General features: G+C 73.3%; 11 protein-coding genes. 5 read left to right on the forward strand and 6 right to left on the reverse strand.

The genetic code is table 11. From position 1 onward, the window contains the following. The first annotated feature begins 20 nt into the window (after positions 1 to 20). Entirely contained in the window at positions 21 to 812 is a 792-nt protein-coding gene (locus V6U81_RS04150; protein ID WP_334484590.1) for an MmyB family transcriptional regulator, read from the forward strand. 8 nt (positions 813 to 820) lie between these two features. On the opposite strand, the gene V6U81_RS04155 is transcribed toward V6U81_RS04150, so the two are convergent. Both V6U81_RS04155 and V6U81_RS04160 read right to left on the reverse strand, forming a co-directional pair. Further along, positions 821 to 1,600, reverse strand: a complete 780-nt coding sequence (locus tag V6U81_RS04155) for an SDR family oxidoreductase (RefSeq protein WP_334484592.1) — start codon at positions 1,598 to 1,600, stop codon at positions 821 to 823. After that, positions 1,597 to 3,444 (reverse strand): glycoside hydrolase family 15 protein, encoded by a 1,848-nt coding sequence (locus V6U81_RS04160; protein ID WP_334484595.1) that lies wholly within the window; start codon positions 3,442 to 3,444, stop codon positions 1,597 to 1,599. Before V6U81_RS04160 ends, V6U81_RS04155 begins: the two co-directional genes overlap by 4 nt. A 100-nt stretch (positions 3,445 to 3,544) precedes the next feature. Between V6U81_RS04160 and V6U81_RS04165 the strand changes: the two genes are divergently transcribed. After that, positions 3,545 to 4,132 carry a general stress protein gene (locus V6U81_RS04165; protein ID WP_334484600.1) on the forward strand — a complete coding sequence of 196 codons (588 nt, stop codon included), beginning with the start codon at positions 3,545 to 3,547 and terminating at the stop codon, positions 4,130 to 4,132. A gap of 48 nt (positions 4,133 to 4,180) precedes the next feature. Here the strand turns inward: V6U81_RS04165 and V6U81_RS04170 are convergent, their stop codons facing one another. Continuing rightward, a complete protein-coding gene (locus V6U81_RS04170) occupies positions 4,181 to 4,768 on the reverse strand; it encodes a DUF1684 domain-containing protein (protein WP_334484602.1) in 588 nt (195 codons plus the stop codon). 9 nt (positions 4,769 to 4,777) lie between these two features. Next, positions 4,778 to 5,329: a GNAT family N-acetyltransferase gene (locus V6U81_RS04175; protein ID WP_334484605.1), complete on the reverse strand. Its 552-nt coding sequence runs from the start codon at positions 5,327 to 5,329 to the stop codon at positions 4,778 to 4,780. A gap of 152 nt (positions 5,330 to 5,481) precedes the next feature. Between V6U81_RS04175 and V6U81_RS04180 the strand changes: the two genes are divergently transcribed. Then, a complete protein-coding gene (locus V6U81_RS04180) occupies positions 5,482 to 5,964 on the forward strand; it encodes a MarR family winged helix-turn-helix transcriptional regulator (protein WP_334484608.1) in 483 nt (160 codons plus the stop codon). 10 nt (positions 5,965 to 5,974) lie between these two features. Next, positions 5,975 to 6,961, forward strand: a complete 987-nt coding sequence (locus V6U81_RS04185; protein WP_334484611.1) for a pirin family protein — start codon at positions 5,975 to 5,977, stop codon at positions 6,959 to 6,961. Between the two features lie 48 nt (positions 6,962 to 7,009). Here V6U81_RS04185 and V6U81_RS04190 read toward each other — a convergent pair whose 3' ends face one another. Continuing rightward, entirely contained in the window at positions 7,010 to 7,138 is a 129-nt protein-coding gene (locus tag V6U81_RS04190; RefSeq protein WP_334484614.1) for a hypothetical protein, read from the reverse strand. 137 nt (positions 7,139 to 7,275) lie between these two features. On the opposite strand from V6U81_RS04190, the gene V6U81_RS04195 reads away from it, so the two are divergent. After that, positions 7,276 to 8,865: a phospholipase D family protein gene (locus tag V6U81_RS04195; protein ID WP_334484617.1), complete on the forward strand. Its 1,590-nt coding sequence runs from the start codon at positions 7,276 to 7,278 to the stop codon at positions 8,863 to 8,865. Here V6U81_RS04195 and V6U81_RS04200 read toward each other — a convergent pair. Next, on the reverse strand, positions 8,814 to 9,569 hold the full coding sequence (locus V6U81_RS04200) for a hypothetical protein (protein WP_334484620.1): 756 nt from the start codon (positions 9,567 to 9,569) through the stop codon (positions 8,814 to 8,816). The genes V6U81_RS04195 and V6U81_RS04200 overlap by 52 nt on opposite strands. Positions 9,570 to 9,571 lie beyond the last annotated feature (2 nt).

Consider the following 9,571-nt stretch of genomic DNA (forward strand, 5'->3'; position numbering starts at 1 on the left):
GCGTCCGTAGCATGTGCGCTGTGGGCGACGTGATCGTGCGGCCGGTGGGCCCGCTGCTGCGGCAGTGGCGCCAGCGGCGCCGGCTGAGCCAGCTGGCCCTCGCGGTCGAGGCGGAGGTCTCCGCCCGGCACCTGAGTTTCGTCGAGACCGGGCGGTCCGCGCCGAGCCGGGAGATGGTGCTGCGGCTGGCGGAACACCTCGACGTGCCGCTGCGGGAACGCAACGAACTGCTGCTGGCCGCCGGCTACGCGCCGGTCTACCCGCACGCGACCCTCGACTCCCCGGAGCTCGGCCCGGTGCTGGACACGGTGCGACTGGTGTTGCGGGCGCACGAGCCGTACCCGGCGGTGGCGCTGGACCGGCACTGGAACCTGCTCGCCGCGAACGCGGCCCTGCCGCTGCTCACCGCAGGGGTGGCGGCACACCTGCTCCAGCCGCCGGTCAACGCGTTGCGGCTGTCGCTGCACCCGCAGGGGCTGGCCCCCCGGATCGTCAACCTGGCCCAGTGGCGGGCGCACCTGCTGGCCCGGCTACGCCGGCAGGCCGCGCTGACCGGCGACCCGGTCCTCACCGCCCTGCACGAGGAGCTGCGCGCCACCCCGGGCGGTGGGCCGGACACCAGCGGGGCGCCCGGCCCGGCGGACGTGGTGGTTCCGCTGCGGCTGCGCCACGACGGCGCCGAGCTGCGCCTGCTGAGCACGGTCTCCACCTTCGGCACCCCGCTGGACGTGACCGTCGAGGAGCTCTCGGTCGAGTCGTTCTTCCCGGCCGACGAGGCCACCGCCGGGCACCTGCGCCGCGCCGCGCGCTGAGCAACGGATCAGGCGCCCTGACCCTGGTTCTGCATCAGCCCGCCGTCCATGAAGTACGTCGAGCCGGTGACGTAGTCGGCGTCGTCGCTGGCCAGGAAGACGGCCAGCTTGGCGATCTCGGTCGGCTCGGCGGCCCGCTTCCACGGGATGGACTGCACCTGCTCGTGCAGGTAGTCCGGATTGTCGATGGCCTCCTGGTTGAACGGGGTGAGCACCATCCCGGGCCCGATGTTGTTGACGTTCATGTGCATCGGGGCGACCTCCAGGGCGAGGCTCTTGGCCAGCTCCAGCATCCCGCCCTTGCTCGAGTCGTAGTCCGCGCCGCCGGCCCGGGCCACCTCCTGGTGGATCGAGGTGATGTTGATGATCTTCCCCTGTCCGCCCTGGTCCCGACGGTGCCGGACGAACCGGCGGCAGCAGAAGAACATGCCGTACAGGTTGGTCCGGATGCACCGGTCCCAGGTCTCGGTGTCCAGGTCGGCCACCGGGATGCCGGAGGCGTCCACCCCGGCGTCGTTCATCAGGATGTCCAGCCGGTCGAACTCGGCCAGCGCCTCGTCGAACATCGCCTCCACCTGGTGCTCGACGCTGATGTCGCCCTGCACCACCACCGCCCGCTGGCCGGCCTTCTCGATCTCGGCCTTGGTGTGGTTGGCCCCGGCGTGGTCGTGCAGGTAGTGCACCACCACGTCGGCGCCCTCGCGGCCGAACTCGATCGCGGTGGCCTGCCCGATCCCGGAGTCCGAGCCGGTGATCAGCGCGGTCCGGCCCGTCAGTCGTCCGGTCATGAGCGTGCTCCCTCCTCGGTTCCCGTACCGGTCGGCACGGACTGGCGGCGGTGCTCGGCACGCGCCTGCGCCGCGGCCTCGGTGAGCCAGCCGGCGGCGTTGATCAGACCGATGTGCGAGAAGGCCTGCGGGAAGTTGCCCAACTGCTCCCCGGTGGCCTGGTCGATCTGCTCGGCGTAGAGCCCGAGGTCGTTGACCCGGGCGACGAGCTGCTCGAAGAGCCGGACCGCCCGGTCCTGCTCGCCCGCCTTGGCGAGGCAGCTGACCAGCCAGAACGAACAGATGACGAAGCCGGCCGGGTCGTCCTTCCAGCGGCGCAGCAGTCCGTCGCGGGAGAGTTCCCGCTCCACCACGTCCATGGTGGAGCGCATCCGCGGGTCGTCCGCCGGCAGGAAGCCGACCAGCGGCATGATCAGCACCGAGGCGTCCAGCTCGTCGGAGCCGAAGGCCCCGGTGAACGCGCCGAGCCGGTCGTTCCAGCCGTACGTGAGGACCGCCTCGCGCACCTCGTCCCGGGCCTGCGCCCAGCGGGCCAGGTCGGCCGGGTCACCGATCCGCGGCCCGAAGCGCACCGCCCGGTCCAGCGCCGTCCAGCACTGCACGTTGGACGAGACGTAGTGCCGCTCGGCGTCACGCGCCTCCCACATCCCGGCGTCCGGTCGTCGCCAGTCCCGCACCGCCTGGTCGGCCAGGCTGTGCAGCAGGTGGCGGACCTCCGGCGACATCGGGTCCAGGTAGTGCCGCATCAGCCAGGCCGCGTCGAGGATCTCGCCGAGCACGTCGTTCTGCCGCTGCTTCCACGCGTCGTTGCCGACGAAGACCGGGCGGCTGTCGCCGTACCCGGAGAGGTGGCTGAGATGGTGCTCGGTGAGATCCCGCTCGCCCTCCACGCCGTACATGATGGGCACCGGGTCGTCGGCGATCCGACCCATCGCCCGGGCCACCCAGCCGAACTGCCGATTGGCCTCGTCCGGGCAGGCGGCCCGCCAGAGTGCCTGGAGGGTCAGGCTGAAGTCGCGGACCCAGACGAACCGGTAGTCGTAGTTGCGGTCACCGCCGAGCTCCTCGGGCAGCGAGGTGGTGGCCGCCGCGACGATCGCGCCGCTGGGCTGGTACGTCATCCCCTGCACCACCATGGCGCTGCGCCGCACCTGGTCGCGGAACAGCCCCCCGTACTGGTCGCGGTGCAGGTCGGCCCAGGACCGCCAGCCGGCGACCGCGTCGGCCACCAGCTGTCGGGCGTCGGGCAGCACGGGGTCGTCGGCACCGTAGGTCGGGGCGTACCCCAGGGTGAAGCCGTAGCTCTCCCCCGCCCGGACGGTGAACCGGCCGGTGGCGGTGCCGTGTGCGCAGTCCAGCGGCACGTCGCCGCGCAGGCCGAGCCGGCACGCGCCGGCCGACGCGCTGATGATCCCGTCGGACTCAATCAGGTACGCGGTGACCCGCCCGTACTCGAACCGGGGCGCGTACTCGACCCGCACCGGCACCTCACCGGAGAGGCCCTCGACCAGCCGGCCCAGCACCCGCGGCGAGCGCAGGCCGATGTCGTGGCCCCGGGCGCCCGGCTCCAGGGCCAGCGCGTCGGTCACCGCCACCGCACCGCCGGGCGTGCTGAAGACGGTCCGCAGCACCAGCGTGTCGTCCAGGTAGGAGCGTTCGCTGGTGGCCGCGCGGTCGGGTCGGATCGTCCAGTGCCCCGCGCGGTCGTCGAGCAGCCGACCGAAGACCGACGGCCCGTCGAAGCGGGCCGGGCACCACCAGTTGACCGAACCGTTCCGGTCCACCAGCACCGCGCTGCGCCCGTCCGCCAGGAAGCCGTGATCGCTGATCCGTCCGCTGTCCACGTCGGGGCCTACCCGGGCCGGCGGACCGGCATTCCTCCCGGCCGCGGCGTTACCGCCGCACCTCGACGGGAACACCGGCCGCTGACGAAGGAGGATGCTCATGACCAGACCCTCGAGCCCGACCGCCAGCTGGCGTCCCGGGATGCCGGGTGGCGACAACCTCCCGTCCGGTCCGGCCGGTCGGCTGGCCACCCCGAGCGGGGACGGGCACGGCCCGGAGGCCGGTCCGCCGACCGTGACGATCGGGTCGTACCCGGACTACCCCTCCGCCCAGCGGGTGGTGGACTACCTCGCGGACAACCGGTTCCCGGTGGAGCACACCGCGATCGTGGGCACCAACCTCACCCTGGTGGAGACCGTGCTCGGCCGGTTGAGCACCGGGCGCGCGGCGCTGCTCGGCGCGGGTACCGGCGCCTGGTTCGGCCTCTTCATCGGCCTGTTGTTCGGCATCTTCACGGTCGGCAACTGGGTGGCGGTGATCCTGGTCGGGCTGGTGATCGGCGCGATCTGGGGTGCCGTCTTCGGCGCGGTGGCGCACGCCATGTCCGGTGGCCAGCGCGACTTCACCTCGGCGAGCTCACTGCGGGCCGGTCAGTACGCGGTGACCGTGGACGCGAACCTGGCCGATCAGGCCCGGGGGCTGCTGGGGCGGATGCACCTGACGCCCACCGGCGCGACGGCCCGCTGAGCCGTACCGGCCACGCCCCGGCGCACCGCGTGGGGGCGTGGCCGTGGTTCACCGGTGGTACGCCAGCTCGCCGGCCCGGATCGGCACGTCGACCCGGTTCTCCGGTGGCGCCAGCGGGCAGGCCCACCGGTCGTCGTACGCGCAGCTCGGGTTGTAGAGGTAGTTGGCGTCCAGCCGGACCCGGCCGCCCGGCAGCACGGTCAGGCCGCGCCCGTAGGTGCCCTTGACCGTGTCGGTGAGGTACCGGCCACCGCCGTAGCTCTGCGTGCCGCAGGTGCCGTCGCGCAGCGGCACGAACAGCCCACCCCCGTACGCCTCGATCCACCAGAGGGTGAGCGGGCCCCACGGCGTCTGGGCGACCGCCACCCGCCGGTAGTCGACCACGCCGTCGGGGCCGCCGGTGTCGATGCTCTCGGTGCCCGAGGCGGGCCGCAGCGGCGCCTCCACCACGGCCTCCGGGTTCGGCGGGAACCAGCCCAGCCCGGTGAAGGCGGCCCGGTCGGCGGCTGGCACGGGGCTCTGCGGGTGCCCGGCGAACAGCTCGTCGCGGGCGGCGCGGAACCCGGCCAGGTCGAGCTCGGAGAGGTAGAGCCGGGCCACCTGTTCCCGCCAGTCGAGCAGTTCGAGATCGTCCACCCACCGAGCCTAGCCAGCGGTGGGGGCGTCCGGTCGGTCGTCGGTGGCGAGCCGGGCATGCAGGTGCTCGTCGTAGCGGCGGTCGTCGCCGTACCGGTGGGACTCGCGCAGGAGGCCCTCCAGGCGGTAGCCGGCCCGTTCGGCGACCCGGCAGGAGGCGGCGTTCGGCACCGCGTGGCAGAGCTCGATGCGGTGCAGCCCCAGCGTGGCGAAGGCCCAGTCGGTCAGCGCGGTGACCGCCCGCAGCGCCACCCCACGACCCCGGGCGGCGGCCACCGTCCAGTAGCCGATCGAGGCGTTGCCGTCGTGGATCTGGTGCAGCGAGACGGCCCCGAGCAGCGCGCCGTCGGCCGGGTGGGTCACCGCCAGGGAGATCCGGTCACCGCTGCCGTGGTCGCCGCGCCAGCGGATCCAGGCGGCCGCCGTGGCCAGGTCGGTGACGCGCTGCGGGTTCCACCGGGCGATCGCCGGGTCGGGCAACGCGGCCAGCACGGCCGGCGCGTCGGTGGGGTGCCAGGGGCGCAGCAGCAGGCCGGGGGCGGTGAGGGTGACGTCTTCCACGGCCGGAGTGTGGCACGTGCGGGCCGCCGCGACCGCCCCGGGCCGGCTTTCCTTCAAATCGCAACGTCCTGCCCACCGCAGGCCCAACTGCTCCTTGCCGGTGCCGCTGCGAAGCACTTGTTTAAATTTTAAGAAGTGCTACTGTGGGCACCATGACGGAGAGCCTGGACCGGGAGCGGATGGCCTGCTGGCGCGCCTACATCGAGTCGAGCCAGCGGCTGTTCACCCGGCTGGAGGACGACCTGCGCGGGGACAGCGAGCTCAGCTTCGCCGACTACCACGTGCTGGTCCTGCTCTCCGAGGCGCCCGGGCAGCGACTCCGGATGGGTGAGCTGGCCGACCGGCTCGTCTTCTCCCCCAGCCGACTGACCTACCAGGTGACGTCCATGCAACGACGCGGCCTGGTCGCCAAGGAGTCCTGCCCGCAGGACCGCCGGGGCAGCGAGGCGGTGCTCACCGCCGCCGGGCTGCTGACCCTGCGCGAGGCCGCGCCGCCCCACCTGGCCTCGGTACGCCGCAACCTGATCGACGACCTCGACGACGCCGAGGTCGCCTGCCTCACCCGGGTCTTCGAGCGGCTCGGCCGGCGATTGGGCGCCGACCGCGACGCGTCGTCCACCCACAGCGACAGCTAAGGAGCCCGAGATGCCCGCCATCACCGTCGACGACGTCCTCGTCCTGCCCCGCCTGCCCCGGCTCGACGAGAGCACCAGCTACCGCCCGGTGCGTCGCATGATCACCGCGCCGAGCGGCTACGAGGGCGAGGGCTTCCCGGTCCGCAGGGCCTTCGCCGGGGTGCCGATGACCGAGCTGGACCCGTTCATCCACCTGGACCAGATGGGCGAGGTCGACTACGCCCCGGGCGAGCCGAAGGGCACCCCGTGGCACCCGCACCGCGGCTTCGAGACGGTGACCTACATGATCGACGGGATCATGGACCACCAGGACTCGCAGGGCGGCGGCGGCACCATCACCGACGGCGACACGCAGTGGATGACGGCCGGCAGCGGCCTGCTGCACATCGAGGCGCCGCCGGAGCACCTGGTGATGAGCGGCGGCCTCTTCCACGGCCTCCAGCTCTGGGTCAACCTGCCCCGGGTGGCCAAGATGATGCCCCCGCGCTACCAGGACATCCGCGGTCGGGAGTCGGCGCTGGTCACCACGGCCGACGGCGGCGCGCTGATCCGGGTCATCGCCGGCGAGGTCGCCGGACACCAGGGCCCGGGGTCGACCCACACCCCGATCACCATCGCCCACGTGACGCTGCAGCCGGGCGCCGAGCTGAACCTGCCCTGGCGGCCGGACTTCAACGCGCTGGTCTACGTGCTGGGCGGCCGGGGCACGGTCGGCACCGACGCGCGGCCGTTCCACACCGGGCAGCTGGCCGTGCACGGTCCGGGCGACGCGCTGCGGGTGACCGCCGACGCGAAGCAGGACGCCAACACCCCGGCGATGGACCTCTACATCATGGGCGGCCAGCCGATCCGGGAGCCGGTGGCGCACTACGGGCCGTTCGTGATGAACACCCGCGCCGAGCTCGTCCAGGCCTTCGAGGACTTCCAGGCCGGAAAGCTCGGGGTGGTGCCGGCCGAGCGTCTGCCGCACACCGGCGGCCAGGGCGAGCGCCCCTGACCCGACCGGACCGACGGGCGCCCCGCGACCGCGGGGCGCCCGTCGCGCCTAGGAGACCGCGAAGATCCCGGCGACGCCCAGAATGACCATGAGCAACACCGCCAGGACCGCGCCCCGTTCGCTCTCGACCGCCTGCGGGCGGTACTCGGACAGGGAGTTCCTGGTCTCGGCGGGCATGCTGTGGCCTCCTCGGTGTTCGCGTCTGGGTGTGTGCGGTGGCCCTCACCGGGCCTCGCCGGCGACGACCGACGTGCGGACCCGGGGTGGGGGACCTACCGTGAGGACGTTGTCGAGCGACCTCGGGGGGCTGAAACGTGGCGATGCAGGACTGGTTCCTGACCGCTGAGGAACGCGCCAACCCGGTCTCGGAATTACCCGTCTGGACGACCGGAAACCTCGCTGAGCCGATGATTCACGGTGCCGCGTACTTCGACCGCCTGGTCACCGAGGTCGAGGCGCTCGGGTCGGGCGACCACCTCTTCTTCACCGACTGGCGGGGCGACCCGGACGAACGGTTGCGCCCCGACGGGCCCACCGTGGTGCAGCTCTTCGCCCAGGCCGCCCAGCGCGGCGTGGTCGTCAAGGGGCTGCTCTGGCGCTCCCACCTCGACGCGCTGTCGTACAGCGAGGCGGAGAACCGCAGCCTCAGCGAGGCGGTCTGCGCAGCCGGCGGCGAGGTCCTGCTCGACCAGCGGGTACGCCGGGGCGGCTCGCACCACCAGAAGCTGGTGGTGCTGCGGCACCCGGGCGCGCCGGAGCGCGACATCGCCTTCGCCGGCGGGATCGACCTGTGCCACAGCCGCCGCGACGACGCCGAGCACCGGGGCGACCCGCAGGCGGTCGTCATGTCGCCGAGATACGGCCCGCACCCGCCCTGGCACGACGTGCAGCTCGCGCTGCGGGGGCCGGTGGTGGGCGCGCTGGACACCACCTTCCGGGAGCGCTGGACCGACCCGATGCCGCTGGACTCGGAGAACCCGCTGGCGTACCTACGGGACCGGCTGCGCAAGGCGGACCTCAGCCCGGACCCGTTGCCCGCCCAGCCCGCCGATCCGCCGCCCTGTGGCCCGCACCACATCCAGGTGCTACGGACCTACCCCGCGGTACGCCCGCGCTACTCCTTCGCCCCGGACGGCGAGCGCACCGTGGCGCGTGGCTACACCAAGGCGGTGCGCCGGGCCCGCCGGCTGATCTACCTGGAGGACCAGTACCTCTGGTCGACCGAGGTGGCCGAGCTCTTCGCCGACGCGTTGCGCCAGCAGCCCGACCTGCACCTGGTGGCGGTGGTTCCCCGGCACCCGGACGTCGACGGCCGGCTGGCGCTGCCGCCGAACATGGTCGGCCGGGAGCAGGCGCTGTCGCTGTGCCAGAAGACGGCCCCGGAGCGGGTGCACGTCTTCGACGTCGAGAACCGGGCGGGCGAGCCGGTCTACGTGCACGCCAAGGTCTGCGTGGTCGACGACGTCTGGTCGAGCGTCGGCAGCGACAACTTCAACCGCCGGTCCTGGACGCACGACAGCGAGTTGTCCTGCGCGGTGCTCGACGAGACCCGCGACGAGCGGGAGCCCGCCGACCCGGCGGGTCAGGGCGACGGCGCCCGGGTCTTCGCCCGGGAGCTGCGGCTGCGGCTCTGGCGCGAGCACCTGGACCGCGACCCGGACGGCGGGGAGGACGACGACCTGCTCGACCCCGCGGCGGCGGTACGGGCGATCACCGCGTCGGCCGACGCGCTCCAGCGCTGGCACGACTCGGGCCGGCAGGGTCCCCGCCCGCCGGGACGGCTGCGCCCGCACCGGCCGGAGCGGCTGGCCTGGCGCACCCGGCTCTGGGCGCTGCCGGCGTACCGGCTGGTCTACGACCCGGACGGCAGGCCGCTGCGGGCCCGGCGCGAGGGCACCTGGTGAACCGGCCGTTCGGTGCCGGACCGGAGGGCCGGCGTCGGGTACGGGCTGAGGCCGCCCGGGTACGCGAACGCCGTGCGCGGTGAGTAGAAGCCCCAGGCGATCAGCAGCGGGTTCTCCGGGCGCAGCGCGTAGATCGGGTGGGCGGGGTCCAGGAACTCCACCGACTCGATCTCGAACGGCGTGACCGGCTCGGAGACGAACGGGTAGACCGCACTGTGCAGTTGCCCGTCGCGCATGGTCAGGTAGCGGTTGTGGCCGGCGCGTACCTGGTGGCCGGTCTCCCCGATCCGGGCCCGGGCCCGGATCAGCGGCACCCCGTCGGCCTCGGTCTCGGCGACCAGCAGGTCGCCCTGCACGTCGATGGTGGTCCGGCCGGCCACGGCGGGAGCGCCGCGGGCAAGGGCGTACGCCCGCACCCGGGGGCTGGAGTTCACGTAGTGCGTCCACCAGCCGCCCGGGGTCACCCCGTCGGGGGCGTCCACGCCGCTGAGCGCCACCCCCAGATAGGTCAGCGTGTAGGCGCCGAAGCCGGAGGTCTGGGCGGCGTCCTCGACCACGTACTGGTTCATGAAGACCAGCCGGTCCGGCCGGGGTGACAGCCCGGCCGGGACGAGTGCGGCGACCGCGTCGGGATCCGCCGGCAGCCAGCTGAAGTGCAGGGTGCGGCTGTCGACGACGAGCTGCGGATCCGCGGGATTGAGCACGG

The organism is Micromonospora lacuserhaii, from assembly GCF_036902735.1.
Taxonomy (GTDB): Bacteria; Actinomycetota; Actinomycetes; order Mycobacteriales; family Micromonosporaceae; genus Micromonospora.

Excerpts from the sequence above, each read along its gene's own strand:
- V6U81_RS04155 (WP_334484592.1), bottom strand. The coding sequence starts at position 1,600 with ATGACCGGACGACTGACGGGCCGGACCGCGCTGATCACCGGCTCGGAC.
- V6U81_RS04165 (WP_334484600.1), top strand. The coding sequence starts at position 3,545 with ATGACCAGACCCTCGAGCCCGACCGCCAGCTGGCGTCCCGGGATGCCG.
- V6U81_RS04180 (WP_334484608.1), top strand. The coding sequence starts at position 5,482 with ATGACGGAGAGCCTGGACCGGGAGCGGATGGCCTGCTGGCGCGCCTAC.
- V6U81_RS04185 (WP_334484611.1), top strand. The coding sequence starts at position 5,975 with ATGCCCGCCATCACCGTCGACGACGTCCTCGTCCTGCCCCGCCTGCCC.
- V6U81_RS04190 (WP_334484614.1), bottom strand. The coding sequence starts at position 7,138 with ATGCCCGCCGAGACCAGGAACTCCCTGTCCGAGTACCGCCCGCAGGCG.